This is a genomic window from Agrobacterium sp. ST15.16.055 (assembly GCF_027956555.1).
Lineage (GTDB): Bacteria > Pseudomonadota > Alphaproteobacteria > Rhizobiales > Rhizobiaceae > Agrobacterium > Agrobacterium salinitolerans.
This window is the reverse complement of sequence record NZ_JAQKGN010000001.1, coordinates 329,539-346,610: the sequence shown is the minus strand read 5'-3', so window position 1 is coordinate 346,610 and position 17,072 is coordinate 329,539. Positions and strand designations below refer to the sequence as shown.

Here is a 17,072-nt window from a genome sequence, read left to right as displayed (position 1 = left end):
CCGAACGGGAATGTGTAAAAGACGCTTTCATTGTGCCTTCCGACATGATTTCCTGCCGCATCCAAACGAAAACAACGTGACAGACGGGTGAAGCCGCCCCGATGTCACTGCCACGTCACGACGAGTGAATTTCATGACCACTTCCGGCGTTCGCGTCCGCATTGCACCTTCCCCCACCGGCGAGCCGCATGTCGGCACCGCCTATATCGCGCTGTTCAACTATCTCTTCGCCAAGAAACACGGTGGCGAGTTCATCCTGCGCATTGAGGATACCGACGCCACCCGCTCGACCCTCGAATATGAGCAGAAGGTGCTTGAAGCCCTGCGCTGGACCGGCCTCACCTGGTCGGAAGGCCCCGATGTCGGTGGCCCTCACGGCCCCTACCGCCAGTCCGAGCGCAAGGCCATGTATTGGCCATATGCCGAAGAACTTCTCGAAAAAGGCCATGCCTTCCGCTGTTTCTGCACGCCCGAGCGGCTGGAGCAGATGCGCGAAGCCCAGCGCGCGGCCGGCAAGCCGCCGAAATATGACGGCCATTGCCTCAACCTGAAGGCCGAGGAGGTGACCGCCCGCGTTGCCGCCGGTGAAGCGAACGTCGTGCGCATGAAAATTCCGACCGAAGGGTCGTGCGATTTCCATGACGGCGTTTATGGCGACGTGTCGATCCCGTGGGATTCCGTCGACATGCAGGTGCTGATCAAGGCCGACGGCATGCCGACCTATCACATGGCCAATGTCATCGACGACCACCTGATGAAGATCAGCCATGTGGCACGCGGCGAAGAATGGCTGGCATCTGTGCCCAAGCACATTCTGCTTTACCGTTATTTCGGCTGGCAGGAGCCGGTGTTCATGCATCTTTCGCTGATGCGCAACGCCGACAAGTCGAAGCTTTCCAAGCGGAAGAACCCGACCTCGATCTCCTATTATTCTGCGCTCGGTTACCTGCCGGAAGCGCTGATGAACTTCCTTGGCCTGTTTTTCATCCAGATCGCCGAGGGCGAAGAGCTTCTCACCATGGAAGAGCTCGCCGCAAAGTTCGACCCGGAGGCGCTTTCCAAAGCCGGCGCCATTTTCGACATCCAGAAACTGGACTGGCTGAACGGCCGCTGGCTGCGCGAAAAGCTCTCGCCGGAAGAGTTCATTGCCCGCACGCTGGAATGGGCGATGGAGAATTCCCGCCTGACCGAGGGCCTGAAGCTTGCCCAGAGCCGCGTTTCCAAGCTCGGTGAGCTGCCGAACCTTGCCGGCTTTCTGCTGGCAAGCGATGCTGGCCTGACGCCCGCTTCCTTTGCCGGGCTGAAGAGCAAGCCGGAGGAAATCCACGAAATCCTCACCACCGTTGCAGCAGACCTCGAAAAGATGCCTGATTGGAACGTGGAAGCCATCGAGGCCGAGCTGCGCGATGTCGCCGAACGCACCGGCAAGAAGCTGCGCGTCGTCACCCCGCCGCTGTTCGTCGCCATGTCCGGATCGTCGCGCTCGCTGCCGCTGTTTGACTCGATGGCGCTGCTTGGCCGCTCTGTGGTGCGCCAGCGCCTGAAGGCTGCGATTACCGTTGTGGCCACGATGGTTGGCAGCGGAAGCTGATAATTTGGTGTTGGCGTTCACGCCGGCATCCTGAAATATACCCTTCTGCTTGGGGTACCCCCCCTCTGCCCTGCCGGGCATCTCCCCCTCAAGGGGGGAGATCGACAAGCGGCTGACACCTTGCCCATGGAACGGGCGGGCGCGGCATCTGATCTCCCCCCTTGAGGGGGAGATGTCCGGCAGGACAGAGGGGGGTAAGCCCCGAGCGCAAAGGGTAACCGCAACGAACAAGCCCGCTTAAGGCAAAAAACATGACCGACACCAAGACCGAAACCACCGCCCTTTCCTCCGACGCCACCGAAGTGCGCCGCCAGAAACTTGCGCTGCTGCGCGAGCAGATCGGCGATGTCTATCCGGCGCATTTCCATCGCACGATGAGCAATGCCGAGCTGGCGGAAAAATATGCTGATATCGAAGCCGACGTCGAAACCGGCGATACGGTGACGGTGGCGGGACGCGTTTATTCCTCGCGCAATTCCGGCATGTTCATGGATATCCATGACGCCTCCGGCAAGGTGCAGATCTTCTCTCACAAGGATACGACGCCGGAAGCGGCTCGCAACCTGCTGCCGATGATCGATATCGGCGACATCATCGGCGTAACCGGCAAGGTGCGCCGCACCAAGCGCGGCGAACTGACGATCAACGCCGAAGAAATCACCATGCTGACCAAGTCGCTGCTGCCGATGCCGGAGAAGTGGCACGGCGTCTCCGACATCGAGCTGCGTTACCGCAAGCGCCACCTCGACATCCTCTCTAACGAGGAATCCAAGCTGCGCTTCCTTCAGCGGTCGAAGATTCTCTCCGGCATCCGCCGTTTCATGGAAGCCGAAGGTTTCCTCGAAGTCGAGACGCCGATGTTGCAGACCGTTTATGGCGGTGCGACGGCTGATCCGTTCAAGACCTTCCACAACACGCTGAAGATGGACATGTATCTGCGCATTGCGCCGGAACTGTTCCTGAAGCGCACGCTGGTATCGGGCCTTTCCGACAAGGTGTTCGAAATCAACCGCAACTTCCGCAATGAAGGCGTTTCCACCCGGCACAATCCTGAATTCACCATGATGGAGTGCTACTGGGCTTACGCTGATTACGAGGACATCATGGGTCTCGTTGAGCGGCTGTTCGAGACGCTCGCGATCTCGCTGCATGGCACCACCGAGGTGGAATTCCAGGGCCAGACGATCTCCTTCAAGGGTCCGTTCAAGCGCGTTCCCATGCCCGATGCGGTGAAGGAAGCGACGGGCATCGACTTCCTCGCCATCAAGACCGACGAGGAAGCCCGCGCTGCCGCCAAGGCTGCCGGTTTCGCCGTCGAGAAGGACTGGACCTGGGGCGAATGCCTTGCTTTCATCTTCGAAGAAAAGGTTGAAGGCACGCTGATCCAGCCGAGCCATGTGACGCATTTCCCGAAGGACATCTCGCCCTTCGCCAAGGAAGTGCCGGGCGAGCCGCGCCTCGTCGAGCGTTTTGAGAGCTATTGCAACGCCTGGGAAGTGGGGAACGCCTTCTCCGAACTCAACGATCCCGAAGAGCAGCGCCGCCGCATGGTGGAGCAGCTGGAGCAGGCCCATGCCCGCGGCGAAAAGGACAAGCAGCTGGACGACGAGTTCCTCGACGCCATCGACCAGGGCATGCCACCCGCCGGCGGCCTCGGCATCGGTGTCGATCGCCTGATCATGCTGCTCACCAACGCCCCGTCGATCCGCGACGTCATCCTATTCCCTGCCCGCCGCAACAAGGCGGATTGAGGGGATCAAGCCAGGCGGCCGAAAAGCCGCCTGCTTCAAATGAGAGTCTTATGCCGTTTCGATCAATTTAAACCGGACCGCGGTGGGACAGGCCCGACAATGACGGTCGAGTATAACGGACCAAGAGAGCAAGACAGCCTGGATGTCAAACAACATCCCATCGCGGCCGCTATCTTTAATGCCCCGGGGTCCCCACACCCGGCTCTTCCGCAGCGACATTCTCACTCGCTGCTGCCTTCTCCTCCGCCGCCTGCGCGGTCGTCGAGCCCTTTCCGAAGATCAGTGATTTCAGATAGGACAGGCTGAAGACGCTGCCGCCGCCGGCTTCCGGCGTCGAGGTCAGAAGTTCGTCGGCAGCCGGTTCGCCATGCGCTTCGGGAGACGGAGTTTCACCGTGGGGTTCGGGTGTCGTTTCGTCATGACCAGGCTCTTTCGGCGCGGCACCATGTTCCCCGCCGGCCTCACCCTTGCCTTCGCCGTGACGTGTGGCGGACTTGGTTTCGTGGCCGCCCGCTTCCGGCTCCGTGGCGGGCGTCGCGCAATCAGCCAAATCGCTGAGGCTTGCCGCCAGCGCCTCGGTATCTTCGAGCGGCAGATCGATGCGCAGGCCGTAAAACTGGCCGCTGCCATTCGCCGCGCCGTCATAATAGAAGGCGGAATAACGATGGGCATCCGCGCCTTCGGGAATCTTTGCCGGATCGGGAATGAAGACCACCTGCGCGGCAATGGCGCGGCCGCGCATTTCCGAACGCAGTTGCGGACCGTTCTGGTCCAGCACGGAAACCTGCACCAGATCGGGTTTCTGCTTGTCGTAAACCGCCCTTGCGACACGAAGCGCCGTCTTCAGCCGCTCTGCGCCGTCACCACCCTGGGTGCGAATGAATTTGCGGACCCATAGGGAACCGTTCTTGCGGATATTGACCGTCTGGACCGCGTCGCAGGAAAGCCCGTTGGTAGAAGCGTAGGATGGGCCGAGCAGCCGCTCGCTGCCGATAAAAACGGCAGCAGAGCCGGTCGCACCCGCCAAAAGCAGGATCCCGCCTCCAATCATAACGAGCTTGCGCGAAAACCGCATTCGTCCGAATACAGCTTTCACCCGCAACATCCTGACATCAAGTACCCCGTCTTATGCCCTCACCCCGAAACGTGGCTCGAAGAATGAGGAACACACGCGGGACAAGCTCCGGACCACGCTGTCCGAGCCTTGCGATAGTGCCGCTTTCTCATTGAAAAAAGTTTAATCCCATAGGCACAAGACCGGCAAAAACGCGCCAATTTCGGACATTTGCGAAATGCACTATTTTGCGAATGATTTGCAATAGCGTTGACATCTGTGATTTTATAACAGATGGTATTGCGAATTAATCGCAACAAAATCTGGTGAGCCCCGTGAACTTCCATAAAATCCGCCACGCCATTTTCGCTTTTTCGCTTTTCCTTCCCGGTACTGCCCTCGCTCAGGAAAAACCGACCGTCGTGACGACCTTCACCATCATCGCCGACATGGCGCGCAATGTGGCGGGCGATGCGGCCGAGGTGGAAAGCATCACCAAGCCGGGTGCTGAAATTCACAACTACCAGCCGACGCCGCGCGATATTCTCAAAGCCCGCAAGGCTGATCTGGTGCTTCGCAACGGCCTCAATCTGGAATTGTGGTTCGAAAAGTTCCTGGCCAACCTCTCCGGCGTGCCGAGCGTGACGGTGAGCGAAGGCGTGGAGCCCATGGCCATCAGCGGCGGGGCGTACCAGGGAAAACCCAATCCGCACGCCTGGATGTCCCCCGATAACGCCTTGATCTACGTGGAAAATATCCGCAAGGGCCTGACGGATATCGACCCTGCCCATGCGGATGTCTATGCCGCCAATGCCAAGGCCTATTCGGACAAGATCAGAGCCACCGTGCAGCCGATCCGCGACACGCTTTCCGTTCTGCCTGAAAACAAGCGCTGGTTGGTGACGAGCGAAGGCGCATTTTCCTATCTCGCCCGCGATTTCGGCCTGAAGGAACTGTTCCTGTGGCCGGTCAATGCCGACAGCCAGGGCACACCGCAGCAGGTGCGCGGCGTGATCGACGCCATGCGCGAGCACAATATCCACGTTATCTTCAGCGAAAGCACGGTCTCCGCCGATCCCGCCCAGCAGGTGGCCAAGGAAACCGGCGCGGCCTATGGCGGCATTCTCTATGTGGACTCGCTGAGCGAGGCAGACGGTCCGGTTCCGACCTATCTGGACCTTCTGCGCGTCACCAGCGAAACAATCGCCAAGGGGCTGTCTTCATGAGAATGGGCAGTAAAAAAGCAGGCGGCCTGACGGTTCAAAATGCGACAGTGACCTATCGAAACGGCCACACCGCATTAAGAAATGCCAGCTTTTCCATCCCCCGCGGAACGATCACTGCACTTGTCGGCGTCAATGGCGCCGGCAAGTCCACGATTTTCAAGGCGATCATGGGTTTCGTGCCTTTGGCCGCCGGTTCCGTCTCGATCTTCGACCTGCCGGTGAAGGAAGCGCTCAGAAAAAACCTTGTCGCTTATGTGCCACAGGCCGAGGAGGTGGACTGGAGTTTTCCGGTGTTGGTCGAGGATGTGGTGATGATGGGCCGTTATGGCCACATGAATTTCCTGCGCATCCCGTCGAAACGCGACCACCAGATGGTCGAGGAAGCGCTGAAACGCGTCAACATGCTCGACTATCGCAAGCGGCAGATCGGCGAGCTTTCCGGCGGGCAGAAGAAGCGGGTGTTTCTCGCCCGCGCGCTGGCGCAGGAGGGTCAGGTGATCCTGCTGGACGAGCCTTTCACCGGTGTCGATGTGACGACGGAAGAGCAGATCGTCGCGCTTCTGAAAGCGCTGCGTGACGAAGGCCGGGTCATGCTGGTTTCCACCCATAATCTCGGCAGCGTGCCGGAATTCTGTGACCGCGCGGTCTTCGTCAAGGGCACGGTGCTGGCATCGGGCAAGACGGCGGACACCTTCAACGAGGAGAACCTGCAAAAGGCCTTCGGCGGCAGCCTGCGCCACTTCGTGCTTGGCGGGGCAGACCTGCATGACGACGCCGACCCACGCCGGGTGAAGGTCATCACCGATGACGAACGGCCCTTCGTGATCTATGGCAAGAACGGCCAGAACGGGCGCGATCCTGAGGCTCCGAAAGAAAAAGTCGATGATAAACAGCCTTCTTGAGCCTTTCACTTATGGTTATATGTTGAACGCCATCTGGGTCAGCGCACTGGTGGGCGGAGTCTGCGGCTTTCTCTCCGCCTATCTGATGCTGAAGGGCTGGTCGCTGATCGGCGATGCTCTTTCCCATGCCATCGTCCCCGGTGTGGCCGGGGCCTATATGCTCGGCCTGCCCTTTTCGCTGGGTGCCTTTCTGTCCGGCGGGCTTGCAGCCGGTTCCATGCTGTTCCTGAACCAGAAGACGCGACTGAAGGAAGACGCGATCATCGGGCTGATCTTCACCTCGTTTTTCGGGCTTGGCCTGTTCATGGTCTCGCTCTCGCCCACCTCGGTGAATATACAGACCATCGTGCTCGGCAATATTCTCGCGATCACGGCGGAAGACACCATTCAGCTGGCGCTGATCGGCGGCATCAGCCTCATTGTGCTGGCGCTGAAATGGCGTGACTTCATGGTGGTGTTCTTCGATGAGAACCATGCCCGCACCGTGGGGCTGAAACCGGAAGTGCTGAAGGTGATCTTCTTCACCCTGCTGGCCGCATCGACGGTTGCCGCTTTGCAGACGGTCGGGGCTTTCCTCGTCGTTGCCATGGTGGTGACGCCGGGTGCCACCGCCTATCTCCTGACCGACCGTTTCGAACGGCTGATCCTGATGAGCCTGATCATCGGTGCGGCCACCAGCTTCGTTGGCGCCTATCTCAGCTATTTCCTCGATGGCGCCACCGGCGGTGTGATCGTCGTGCTACAGACCGCAATCTTCCTTGCCGCCTTCGTTTTTGCGCCAAAGCACGGCCTGCTCGCATCCCGCGCCAAGGCCCGCAAGGCACTGGAGGAAACGCCATGAACGACACTCTCGAACTCGCCATCCTGCCGTTTCAGCTGCCCTTCATGCAATATGCCTTCATCATCACATTGATGATCGCCGTGCCAATGGCGATGCTCTCCTGTTTTCTGGTGCTGAAGGGCTGGTCGCTGATGGGGGATGCGGTTTCCCATGCCGTGCTGCCCGGCGTGGTGGTGGCCTATATCGTTGGCATACCGCTCTCCATCGGTGCTTTCATCGCCGGCATGATCTGCGCGCTCGGCACGGGTTTCATCAAGGAAAACAGCCGCATCAAGGAAGATACGGTGCTCGGCATCGTCTTCTCGGGAATGTTCGGTCTGGGGCTGGTGCTTTATGTGAAGGTGCAGAGCGATGTCCATCTCGATCATATCCTCTTCGGCGACATGCTCGGCATTGCGCCATCAGACATGTTGGAAACAGGGGTGATCGCACTTTTCGCCACGCTGTTCCTCGGCATCCTGCGCAAGGACCTGTTGGTCAACGCCTTCGATGCGCAGCACGCCAAAGCCATCGGTCTGCCGGTGCGTATCCTGCATTATGGTCTGTTGATGGTTCTGTCGCTCACCGTGGTCGGCGCGTTGAAGGCTGTGGGCATCATCCTTTCGGTCGCCATGCTGGTGGCGCCGGGCGCAATCGCCTTCCTGCTGACCCGGCGTTTTTCCGCCATGCTGCTGGCGGCGATTACGGTAGCGGTCGCCTCATCGCTTTCGGGCATATGGCTAAGCTTCCTGATCGACAGTGCGCCAGCTCCCACCATCGTCATGTTCATGAGCCTTGCTTTCGTTGCCACCTTCATCCGCACCACCTGGAAGGCCCGGCGGATCGATGCTGCGGGAGAGACAGGCTTCTAGAGCATCTCCGGTGAAAGCCGGTTCACCTGAAATGCTCTTTCTCTTTGCTTTTGCGCAGTCCGAACGCAAAACCGCTAGCGCACTTTTGCTGGACATGCTCGAGAACAACGATTTTTGCGGGCGTGTGGAACATTTTCGCCTTTTGCGCGTCATTTTACTGAGCCAGTCGCGGGGCGTCAGGCTCGGGAAAATTATGCAAAAGGGGAAGCACCATGCTGAAGTGGGCTCTTATTTTCTTCGTGATTTCTTTGATCGCAGGCGTATTCGGCTTTACCGGAATTTCGGCGGCCGCAGCGGGCGTGGCCCGCATTCTGTTCTTCATCGCCGTGGTGATCTTCCTGGTCTTCCTCGTGCTTGCACTGATGGCCGGAAGCGCGGTCGTCTGAATGAAAAAGGCGACCCGGTTTTATGCCGGTCGCCTTTTCTCTTTCCAGTAAAGATAATCAGCCCGTCCAGCCGCCATCGATCACATGAATCTGGCCGGTGGTGAAACCAGCGTCGTCCGACGCGAGATAGGTAACAAGTGCGGCGATTTCTTCCGGCGTGGCGATACGGCCCATCGGCTGGCGGGCGATGAAATCGGCCAGCGCCTGTTCGTAATTGCCAGTGGCGCGCAGGCGGTCATGCAAGGACGGGCTGTCGACGGTGCCGGGGCAAATGGCGTTGCAGCGAATGCCCTTGGTGACGAAATCGGCGGCGATGGCCTTGGTGAGACCCACGACGGCCGCCTTGGAAGCGGTATAGGCGAAACGGTTGGGCACGCCCTTCACGCTTGAAGCAACCGACGACATGTTGACGATCGCGCCCTTGCCCTTTTCCAGCATGCCGGGCAGGAAGGCGCGGCAAGTGCGGTACATGGCCTTGGCATTGAGATCGAAGGAGAAATCCCAGTCCTTTTCTTCACAATCGAGAATCGTGCCGGAATGCACGAAGCCGGCGCAGTTGAACAGCACATCCGCATGGCCGATATCCGCGGCGAAATCCTTGACGCCATCACCATCAAGCACGTTCAGAACCCGGGTTTCCGCACCTTTAAGGGTGGAAAGCGCCTGCTCGTTGATATCGGTGGCGATGACGCGCGCGCCGAGCGATATGAAGCGCTCCGCCGTCGCCCGGCCGATACCCTGACCGGCGGCGGTGATCACCACTGTCCGGCCGTTAAAATCCTGCACCATGAATAGCCTCCCGCTAAGGCGCGCCCATCCGCCGTGGACTGGAACGCTGAATTTGAATGATCTCAAATATGGATCGACAATTCATATGTAAACGCGGTATTCATATGGCGTCAAGCAAACTTGCGCGGATGCGGGGTATCGGGCAACCATATTTTAACGTACCCCGCGGGGCGCACACACGAACCATCATCGAGGCCAGATGACCGACGAAGACAGCGAAAGATATCGCGCTCCCGCCCTCGACAAGGGTCTAGACATTCTTGAACTTCTGGCCCGCACCGATGGCGGGCTGACGCAGATCGAGATCGCCAAGTCTATCGGTAAAAGCCCGAACGAGCTTTATCGCATGCTGGACCGGCTGGTGCGCCGCGGCTACGTACAGCGGCTTGACGGCGACCGGTTCTCGCTTACGCTGAAGATGTTCGGGCTCGCCCATTTCCATGCACCGATACGCCGGCTGGTCTCTTTCGCCGCACCCGTCATGCGCGATTTTTCGGCGAGCGCCGAGCAGGCCTGTCATCTGGCCGTTTATGACCGCGGCAGCGTCGTCGTCATCGCCCAGCAGGAATCCGCCACCTACTGGGCCATGTCCATGCGGGTCGGCGCGCAGATGAGCCTGTTCCACACCGGTTCCGGCCATGTGCTTCTGGCCTTCCAGACAGAGGCGCAGCGCCAGATCATGATAACCGAACAGGTGCGCGGCAGCGGAGAAACAGTGCCGCCCGACCTTGCCGAGCGGCTGCGGCAGGTGCGCAAAAACGGTTTCGAATCCATGGACAGCCTTCAGACCGCCGGCGTGCGCAATATATCCGCACCGGTGCTGACGCTGGACGGGACGGCGCTCGCCGTCATCACCTGCCCCTATATCACGCCGCTCGGCGGCAAGGCCCCGACACGCGAGGCCTGTGAAGCGCTGATCTGCGAGGCGGCAAAACGGATTTCCGAAGTGGCGACCGGAAATGGAAACTCCTGAAACCCACAAAAAAACGCGACCGGCAGGGACCCGATCGCGTTTTGAGTGACTGGAGATTTATATCTCTTAAACGTCAGGGGAACGTGGATGGTTCCCCCCTTTTGTATCAGGCCGCAGCCAGCGTCAGTTCCTTGCGGACCATTTCGCGCAGCGTCACCAGATCCTTGGCGAACAGGCGGATGCCTTCCGAGAGCTTCTCGGTGGCCATCGCATCTTCGTTGAGCGCCCAGCGGAATGCCTTCTCGTCGAGCGACTGTAGCGGCTCTGCCTTGACGTTGTCAGCCGAAAGCTTGCGCTCCAGCTTGCCGCTGTCCTTGTCCAACTCTTCCAGCAGCGCCGGGCTGATCGTCAGGCGGTCGCAACCGGCCAGCGCCTCGATTTCGCCGACATTGCGGAAGGAGGCGCCCATGACAACGGTGCCGATGCCATTGGCCTTGTAATAATTGTAGATGCTGCGCACGGAAACGACACCCGGATCGGTCTCGGCGGTGTAGGTCTCGCCGGTCGACTTCTTGTACCAGTCCAGGATACGGCCGACGAAGGGCGAGATAAGGAAAGCCTTGGCTTCAGCGCAGGCAATCGCCTGGGCCTGCGAGAACAGCAGCGTCAGATTGCAGTCGATGCCTTCGGACTGGAGAACCTCGGCAGCCTTGATGCCTTCCCAGGTGGAGGCGAGCTTGATGAGGATGCGCTCACGCTCGATGCCGCGCTCCTTGTAGGCCGCGATGATGTGGCGCGCCTTGGTGATGGAGGCTTCCGTATCAAAGGAAAGGTCGGCATCGACTTCGGTCGAAACGCGGCCCGGAACGAGGCCGGCAAGGGCCGCGCCCACCGAAATGGCAAGGCGGTCGGCAACGGCGGCAACCACGGCGTCGGACTGGCCGCCCTGCTTCTTGCCCCATGCCACGGCTTCCTTCACCGCGTCGGCGAAGGCCGGTGTGCCAAGCGCTTTGAGAACGATGGTCGGGTTGGTGGTGCAATCCACCGGCTTCAGGCGCGCTACAGCCTCGATGTCACCAGTATCGGCAACAACAGTGGTGATGGCGCGCAGTTGTTCGAGTTTGGACGTCATGGCGAATGATCCTTCATGATCTCTGGTAAACTTGCTCAGCCGTCATTTCGTTCCCGCACCATGGGTGCGCCCAAGGCCGAAATCGCGGTTTGTCCGGCTCCGACTATCGCAAGGCGCGCGGTCGAAAGTCAAGACATTTGCGCATCGCAATTGACATAAGTTTCACGCCTGCGATACTCCGCAAACATAAAGAATGGCGGAAACCGTGGCAAAACTGAGAAGAGAAACCCATACGGCCTATTCGGAAGCGGCGTCTCTGCGGCTGCGCGCCGCATGGCTCTATTATAACCAGGGCATGACGCAAAAGGATGTCGCCGAAAAACTGGGTATCAGCCGCTCCACCGTCATCCGCCTGCTCGATGAAGCGATGAAGCGCTCCGAAGTGCAGATATGGATCAATGAAGGGATCGAGGATTTCGTCTCGCTGGCCGGCCAGCTGGAGGCAGCCTACGGGCTGGACGAGGCCGTCATCATCCCTTCGCCCGACCCGTCTCCCGCCGGCCCATCTGCCACCAGCAAGACAAGCGCGGAAGGCACCGCCAAGGCCGTCGGCCTCGCACTCGGGCAATTCCTCTCCGAAGCGGTGCCGAACGGCGCTACCATCGGCGTCGGCTGGGGCCGCACCATGACCGCCTCGCTCTCCAGCTTTCGCCCGCCGCGTCGGGAAAACTGCAAGGTCGTCTCCCTGCTGGGCGGTATCGTCGCCGTGCACCAGACCAATCCGCTCGATTATACCTGGCGGCTGGCAAGCGCGCTCGGGGCGGAATGTTACATGTTCCTCGCGCCGCTTTTGGTGGATTCGGTCGAGACCAAACGGGCGCTGATCGAAAAATGCGGGCTCGCCACCCTTTACGATCTCGCCGAAACGCTCGATCTCGCCATCGTCTCTTGCGGCGATATCGGTCCGCATTCGACCTCTTTGTCGGAAGGTTTCATTTCCAAGGCGACGCTTCAAGAACTCATCGACGCCGGCTGCGTCTGCGACACCATGTTCAATTTCATCGACGCCGAAGGCCGCTCGGTCGATCACCCGATCAACCAGCGCGCCATGGCAATCGATCTCGACACGCTGCGCAAGGCCAAACACATCGTACTCGCCTCCGGCGGCGCCCACCGCGCCATCGCGATCCGCGCCACGATCAAGCGCATCGGGTGCAATACGCTGATAACAGACGAGGCGGCGGCGCGGGCGTTGATGGAGCTGGTTTAGGTGTTGTCGGGCCATTCACGGTCAATATTCGCCCCGCGTCATCCTCGCCCTTGAGGCGAGGATCCACAAGCGGCTTGGTCGTGGATCCTCGGGTCAAGCCCGAGGATGACGTCGCGTATGAAGAGTCCGTGCAATATGCGCCCAGATTAAAGGGATCTAAGTCAGATCGGCAAAGATAATCAGTCCAATCACACCTTCCCCGTTTCCCAGCCGAGCATCGCCCGCTTGCGGGTCAGGCCCCAGTGATACCCCGTCAGAGCCCCGCTTTTGCCGACAGCGCGATGGCAGGGAACGACGAAGGAGACCGGGTTTGCGCCGACTGCGGCACCCACTGCACGGGAGGCTGTCGGCTGGCCGATATCACAGGCGATGTGCGAATAGGTAACCGCGCGGCCCATCGGGATCTTCAGGAGGCTTTCCCAGACACGCACCTGAAAATCCGTGCCGAGCAGCACGACGCGTAGCGGCCTGTCCGCCGACCACATGGACGGATCGAAGATGCGCGCGGCGTAGGGCGCGGTCGCTTCGCGATCCTCGACATAGCCCGCATTCGGCCAGCGGCCGGCCATGTCCTCGAAACAGGCCCTTTCCTCACCCGGATCGGCAAAGGCGCAACCGGCAAGGCCACGATCTGTCACCATGACCAGCGCAAGGCCGAAGGGCGAGGTGTGGAAACCGTAACGGATCGTCAGCCCGCCGCCCTTCGCCTTCCATTCGCCGGGCGACATGGCCTCATGGGTGACGAACAGATCGTGCAGGCGTCCCGGCCCCGACATGCCGACCTCGATCGAGGTTTCCAAGAGCGGCAAATCTTCCTCGCGCAACAGCCGCTTGGCATGATCGAGCGTTACGGCCTGCAGGAAGGCCTTGGGCGAAAGGCCGGCCCAGCGGGTGAAAGTCTTCTGCAATTGCGTCGGCGACTGGCCGAGCTCTGCGGCAATGGCTTCAAGGGAGGGCTGCTCGCGATAATCCAGCGTCAAAAGCTCGATAACCCCGCGCACCGTGTCGTAGTCGGATCCGATGGGGGTAATGTCTTCGTTCAACGTAATATTGGCGTTCATCGCAAATCTCCTAACGCTTGACAGGAAACCATCAAAGCGTGTCGGCCTCCACCCGTTTCTTGCGCCGTACTCAGTTTCTATCGAGATACCAGCCTCGAGCCGATAGGACGAGTTGTAAGCGGAATTATCCGCTCACATCCGCCGCCGCACAGTCGCCAAGGCACCGCCGAAAGCCTTGGCGAAGCTTTCACGGTCATCGGGATTGAGAAACGAACCAATATCGGTGGCCCGGCCTTCACCCGTCACATGCATGGAGACGATGCCGATCTCGTCATGCCGCCTGACCCTGAAGCGCGCCCAGAAGGGATTGAAGCGATGCTCCACTATACGCCCAGCCGGCGAAAATTTGCGGATCGACAGGCTGGTGCGCGAAACGCTGACCTCTTCCCGCGCCTTCGCAGCCCGGTAATTGGCGCGGAAGGCGGCATAAAGCAGCAGAAAATCCAGTCCGAAGAACAGGCCGACGGGCCATGCCCCGGTGGCGAGGAAAAAGCCGCCATAGACAAGGCAGGCCAGACCGGAGAAAAGCAGGAGCAGCCGGAAACCTCTTCTGCCAAGCGAACGGTGCGGAACGAGTTCCGCCGCGAAAATCGGCTGGTCGTTGAGCGTATCCACGTTGCTTTCCTTTGGGCGGGCTGGCTATAGATAGTCCATGACAATCGCCAAAAAACGATCCAGCACCCAAACATCGAAAAAGTCAAATCCGGCATCCGTCCGCAAGCTGGCGCGGGTGAAAACGGTCTATTCAAAGGATGAGCTAACCGAAATCTTCCGCCGTTTTTCCATTCAGCGGCCGGAGCCGAAAGGCGAGCTGGAACATACCAATCCCTTCACCCTGCTGGTGGCCGTGGCGCTTTCCGCACAGGCGACCGATGTGGGCGTGAACCGGGCCACACGCGCGCTGTTCAAGGTGGCCGATACGCCGGAAAAGATGCTGGCGCTCGGCGAGGAAGAACTGATCAGCCATATCAAGACCATCGGGCTTTACCGCAACAAGGCGAAAAACGTTATCGCCCTGTCGCACATGCTGATCGACAATTTCGGCGGCGAGGTGCCGAAAACCCGCGAGGAGCTGGTGACCCTGCCGGGCGTTGGCCGCAAGACGGCCAATGTGGTGATGTCGATGGCCTTCGGCGTGCCCACGCTTGCGGTGGATACCCACGTCTTCCGCATCGCCAACCGGCTCTGTCTTGCGCCGGGCAAAACCCCTGACGAGGTTGAAGACCGGCTGATCCGCATCATTCCCGAGCAATATCTGTTCCATGCCCATCACTGGCTGATCCTGCACGGGCGTTATTGCTGCAAGGCGCGCAAGCCGGAATGCGAGCGCTGCGTGATCGCCGATATCTGCAAGTCGCCGGAAAAGACCTTCGATATTCCAGCACCGCTGGTGGAGTTACCCGCGCAGTTGTTCGGTGCGGCCGGCGGCGAATGAGGGGTCGCGCCGGCTGACGGCCTTGTGCAGATGTACCATCATCGAGGCGGCAAAAAGCGGCGTCAGCAGATTGAGGAACGGCACCGCCAGAAAGGCCGCTATCACCAGCCCGGCCATGAAGACGGTGGCGCGGTGTTTTGAGCGAAACAACCTCGCTTCGGCGGGCGAGCGGAAACGCATCGCCGCGAACTCGAAGAATTCCCGGCCGAGCAGGTAGCCGTTCACCAGGAAAAACGCGATGAGATTGATACCCGGCACCAGAAGCAGCAACAGCGCGACAAGGTTGCCGGCAATAACGACACCGAAGAACTTGATGGACGACAGAACGGCCTCGCCGACCGGCATCGCGTTGCCCGGCGGATCGTTCGGATAGTTCTTTTTCTCAACCACTTCGGCGACATCGTCGAGAAACAGGCCGGCAATGACGGCGGTGACCGGCGAAATGAGCAGCGCGAGCGCCAGCGCCAGCCCGATACCCGCGAAAATGGCGAAAACGAAGGTCAGCCAGCCCGCCCAGTCCGGCACGCCGGGGATCAGCGCATCCACCCACGGCAGGGCGAAATAAATGAAGATCGAGCGGATGGCGAACCACAGCGCCGCAAGCACGAGAAGCGTGAGCCCCAGAACCTTCCAGAATACCGACCGGGTTTCGGCGGCAAAGAGATTGTGGAAGGCAAGCCTCGCCGCATCAAAAATCATCTGGAACTCCTCGACACCTTTGGCGCTGAAACACACTTACCAAAACGAGAGATAGGCGCTGCCCATCCGCTCTGCAAGACGGACGGAAAGATGCCAAATGCCCGGATATAAACCGCTGATGGAATTTCTCTTGAATAAAAGGTATCTCTAAAATATGATAATACACCTATTACATTTCGCATTCCGGTCCGGTGGAGGACAAGGCCGGGAAGACCTATCCCCCACCGTCAAGTCGCGGTTCGCACGCTCGTTTGCGCGCGCGCATGCATCATCGTTCAATAAAGATAAAAGAATGAGGCGTTGGTGGAAAAGCTGCTGTTGAACCTTACGCGCGCCATGAAGGCAGGCACCCCTTCGGAGCGCAAGATCGCCAAATATCTGATCGAGCATCTGGACGAATTGCCGTTCGAGACGGCGCAGACGCTGGCCGCCAAGCTCAGCCTCAGTCCGATGACGGTCGGCCGTTTCCTGCGCTCGCTGGGATACCGGCAATTCAGCGATATCCGCGCCGATCTGCGCTATGCCGAAGAAACGGCCAGCACGGAGCAGCCGGCCATGGGCGAGAGCGGCGAACGCCATTCCAGCCCGTTTTCACAGCTTCTGTCGCAGCAAATCCAGGCCATCCAGACGGCCTTCGACATGACCACCCAATCGATCTGGCGGATCGCCATGAACGAGATCGCCACGGCCGGCGATGTTTTTCTGGCAACCTCTCCGGAAGGTCTCGATGCCGGACGTCATTTCTACGGGCGGCTTCTGGAGAGCCGGGGCCATATCCATTATCTCGGCAGCGACAGCGCGGCCTATGTCGCCCTGTGGGATTTCGACCCCGCGCAAGCGCTGCTCGTCATCATGGATTGCGGCGGCGCCCCGTCGCCGCTGCAACGCCTGTCGACAATGGCACGCAAGAGCGGCTACAGGACATTGCTGATCACCACACGCTTTTATGAATGGGGACCGGAAAGCGCCGATCTCTGTCTTGCCATGCCGCAGGCGCAAAATGGCGGCCAGGGCCTGCTGCAACTGGTCTCCCTGCTGGAATTCACCCTTTGTGCGCTCAGCGCCAGCGCCGATGACAGCAGCAGGGCAAGGGCAAAGAACCTCACCGCCCTGAAACGCTCGCTACGCGGTTGATTGCGGCTAGCAGCAGCGGCGGCATATGGATCGAGCGGTTGCCGCGCATTTCTTTTCCCCGCCGGGGAGACGTCCGCGGCAGCGGGATAAGGGGGCG

17 protein-coding genes are annotated in these 17,072 nt (G+C 60.0%); 11 read left to right on the top strand and 6 right to left on the bottom strand.

The window, feature by feature from the left end; genetic code table 11:
- Positions 1-133: 133 nt before the first annotated feature.
- Complete coding sequence (gene gltX / locus PL599_RS01675) at positions 134-1,591, top strand: glutamate--tRNA ligase (protein ID WP_269823563.1); 1,458 nt, start codon at positions 134-136, stop codon at positions 1,589-1,591.
- Positions 1,592-1,842: 251 nt separating this feature from the next.
- Entirely contained in the window at positions 1,843-3,342 is a 1,500-nt protein-coding gene (gene lysS / locus PL599_RS01670) for a lysine--tRNA ligase (protein WP_004445220.1), read from the top strand.
- A 175-nt stretch (positions 3,343-3,517) separates the two neighbouring features.
- Here the strand turns inward: lysS and PL599_RS01665 are convergent, their stop codons facing one another.
- On the bottom strand, positions 3,518-4,447 hold the full coding sequence (locus PL599_RS01665) for a hypothetical protein (RefSeq protein ID WP_269823562.1): 930 nt from the start codon (positions 4,445-4,447) through the stop codon (positions 3,518-3,520).
- Between the two features lie 284 nt (positions 4,448-4,731).
- On the opposite strand from PL599_RS01665, the gene PL599_RS01660 reads away from it, so the two are divergent.
- From PL599_RS01660 to PL599_RS01640, 5 genes are all read left to right on the top strand, one after another.
- Positions 4,732-5,622: a metal ABC transporter substrate-binding protein gene (locus PL599_RS01660; protein ID WP_269823561.1), complete on the top strand. Its 891-nt coding sequence runs from the start codon at positions 4,732-4,734 to the stop codon at positions 5,620-5,622.
- The gene (locus tag PL599_RS01655) at positions 5,619-6,524 is read left to right on the top strand and encodes a manganese/iron ABC transporter ATP-binding protein (protein ID WP_165691338.1); all 906 of its coding nucleotides are present in this window, start codon (positions 5,619-5,621) and stop codon (positions 6,522-6,524) included. Before PL599_RS01660 ends, PL599_RS01655 begins: the two co-directional genes overlap by 4 nt.
- Entirely contained in the window at positions 6,505-7,365 is an 861-nt protein-coding gene (locus tag PL599_RS01650; RefSeq protein ID WP_077985025.1) for a metal ABC transporter permease, read from the top strand. The genes PL599_RS01655 and PL599_RS01650 overlap by 20 nt, the downstream gene beginning before the upstream one ends.
- Complete coding sequence (locus PL599_RS01645; protein ID WP_269823560.1) at positions 7,362-8,216, top strand: metal ABC transporter permease; 855 nt, start codon at positions 7,362-7,364, stop codon at positions 8,214-8,216. The genes PL599_RS01650 and PL599_RS01645 overlap by 4 nt, the downstream gene beginning before the upstream one ends.
- A gap of 212 nt (positions 8,217-8,428) precedes the next feature.
- Positions 8,429-8,602: a DUF1328 domain-containing protein gene (locus tag PL599_RS01640; RefSeq protein ID WP_003499086.1), complete on the top strand. Its 174-nt coding sequence runs from the start codon at positions 8,429-8,431 to the stop codon at positions 8,600-8,602.
- Positions 8,603-8,659: 57 nt separating this feature from the next.
- On the opposite strand, the gene PL599_RS01635 is transcribed toward PL599_RS01640, so the two are convergent.
- Positions 8,660-9,391 carry an SDR family oxidoreductase gene (locus PL599_RS01635; RefSeq protein ID WP_269823559.1) on the bottom strand — a complete coding sequence of 244 codons (732 nt, stop codon included), beginning with the start codon at positions 9,389-9,391 and terminating at the stop codon, positions 8,660-8,662.
- Between the two features lie 199 nt (positions 9,392-9,590).
- Here PL599_RS01635 and PL599_RS01630 point away from each other — a divergent pair, with 199 nt between their 5' ends.
- A complete protein-coding gene (locus PL599_RS01630; RefSeq protein WP_137411594.1) occupies positions 9,591-10,364 on the top strand; it encodes an IclR family transcriptional regulator in 774 nt (257 codons plus the stop codon).
- A 106-nt stretch (positions 10,365-10,470) separates the two neighbouring features.
- Here the strand turns inward: PL599_RS01630 and tal are convergent, their stop codons facing one another.
- Positions 10,471-11,436, bottom strand: coding sequence for a transaldolase (tal, locus tag PL599_RS01625; protein ID WP_269823558.1), 966 nt, complete (start codon positions 11,434-11,436; stop codon positions 10,471-10,473).
- A gap of 205 nt (positions 11,437-11,641) precedes the next feature.
- Here tal and PL599_RS01620 point away from each other — a divergent pair, with 205 nt between their 5' ends.
- Entirely contained in the window at positions 11,642-12,646 is a 1,005-nt protein-coding gene (locus PL599_RS01620) for a sugar-binding transcriptional regulator (RefSeq protein ID WP_245307229.1), read from the top strand.
- Positions 12,647-12,834: 188 nt separating this feature from the next.
- On the opposite strand, the gene PL599_RS01615 is transcribed toward PL599_RS01620, so the two are convergent.
- A complete protein-coding gene (locus PL599_RS01615) occupies positions 12,835-13,707 on the bottom strand; it encodes a methylated-DNA--[protein]-cysteine S-methyltransferase (protein ID WP_077985031.1) in 873 nt (290 codons plus the stop codon).
- Between the two features lie 132 nt (positions 13,708-13,839).
- The gene (locus PL599_RS01610; RefSeq protein ID WP_077985032.1) at positions 13,840-14,322 is read right to left on the bottom strand and encodes a DUF2244 domain-containing protein; all 483 of its coding nucleotides are present in this window, start codon (positions 14,320-14,322) and stop codon (positions 13,840-13,842) included.
- Positions 14,323-14,359: 37 nt separating this feature from the next.
- On the opposite strand from PL599_RS01610, the gene nth reads away from it, so the two are divergent.
- Positions 14,360-15,142, top strand: a complete 783-nt coding sequence (gene nth, locus PL599_RS01605) for an endonuclease III (RefSeq protein ID WP_269823557.1) — start codon at positions 14,360-14,362, stop codon at positions 15,140-15,142.
- Here the strand turns inward: nth and PL599_RS01600 are convergent.
- Positions 15,104-15,841, bottom strand: a complete 738-nt coding sequence (locus PL599_RS01600; RefSeq protein ID WP_269823556.1) for a sulfate transporter family protein — start codon at positions 15,839-15,841, stop codon at positions 15,104-15,106. The two genes, nth and PL599_RS01600, sit on opposite strands and share 39 nt — an antisense overlap.
- Positions 15,842-16,141: 300 nt before the next feature.
- On the opposite strand from PL599_RS01600, the gene PL599_RS01595 reads away from it, so the two are divergent.
- On the top strand, positions 16,142-16,975 hold the full coding sequence (locus PL599_RS01595; protein ID WP_142911944.1) for a MurR/RpiR family transcriptional regulator: 834 nt from the start codon (positions 16,142-16,144) through the stop codon (positions 16,973-16,975).
- Positions 16,976-17,072: the final 97 nt, after the last annotated feature.

Bases quoted from the DNA above. Each gene is read 5' to 3' on its own strand.
- gltX (WP_269823563.1), top strand. From the start codon at position 134: ATGACCACTTCCGGCGTTCGCGTCCGCATTGCACCTTCCCCCACCGGC.
- lysS (WP_004445220.1), top strand. From the start codon at position 1,843: ATGACCGACACCAAGACCGAAACCACCGCCCTTTCCTCCGACGCCACC.
- PL599_RS01665 (WP_269823562.1), bottom strand. From the start codon at position 4,447: ATGTTGCGGGTGAAAGCTGTATTCGGACGAATGCGGTTTTCGCGCAAG.
- PL599_RS01655 (WP_165691338.1), top strand. From the start codon at position 5,619: ATGAGAATGGGCAGTAAAAAAGCAGGCGGCCTGACGGTTCAAAATGCG.
- PL599_RS01650 (WP_077985025.1), top strand. From the start codon at position 6,505: ATGATAAACAGCCTTCTTGAGCCTTTCACTTATGGTTATATGTTGAAC.
- PL599_RS01645 (WP_269823560.1), top strand. From the start codon at position 7,362: ATGAACGACACTCTCGAACTCGCCATCCTGCCGTTTCAGCTGCCCTTC.
- PL599_RS01640 (WP_003499086.1), top strand. From the start codon at position 8,429: ATGCTGAAGTGGGCTCTTATTTTCTTCGTGATTTCTTTGATCGCAGGC.
- PL599_RS01635 (WP_269823559.1), bottom strand. From the start codon at position 9,391: ATGGTGCAGGATTTTAACGGCCGGACAGTGGTGATCACCGCCGCCGGT.
- PL599_RS01630 (WP_137411594.1), top strand. From the start codon at position 9,591: ATGACCGACGAAGACAGCGAAAGATATCGCGCTCCCGCCCTCGACAAG.
- tal (WP_269823558.1), bottom strand. From the start codon at position 11,436: ATGACGTCCAAACTCGAACAACTGCGCGCCATCACCACTGTTGTTGCC.
- PL599_RS01615 (WP_077985031.1), bottom strand. From the start codon at position 13,707: ATGAACGCCAATATTACGTTGAACGAAGACATTACCCCCATCGGATCC.
- nth (WP_269823557.1), top strand. From the start codon at position 14,360: ATGACAATCGCCAAAAAACGATCCAGCACCCAAACATCGAAAAAGTCA.
- PL599_RS01600 (WP_269823556.1), bottom strand. From the start codon at position 15,841: ATGATTTTTGATGCGGCGAGGCTTGCCTTCCACAATCTCTTTGCCGCC.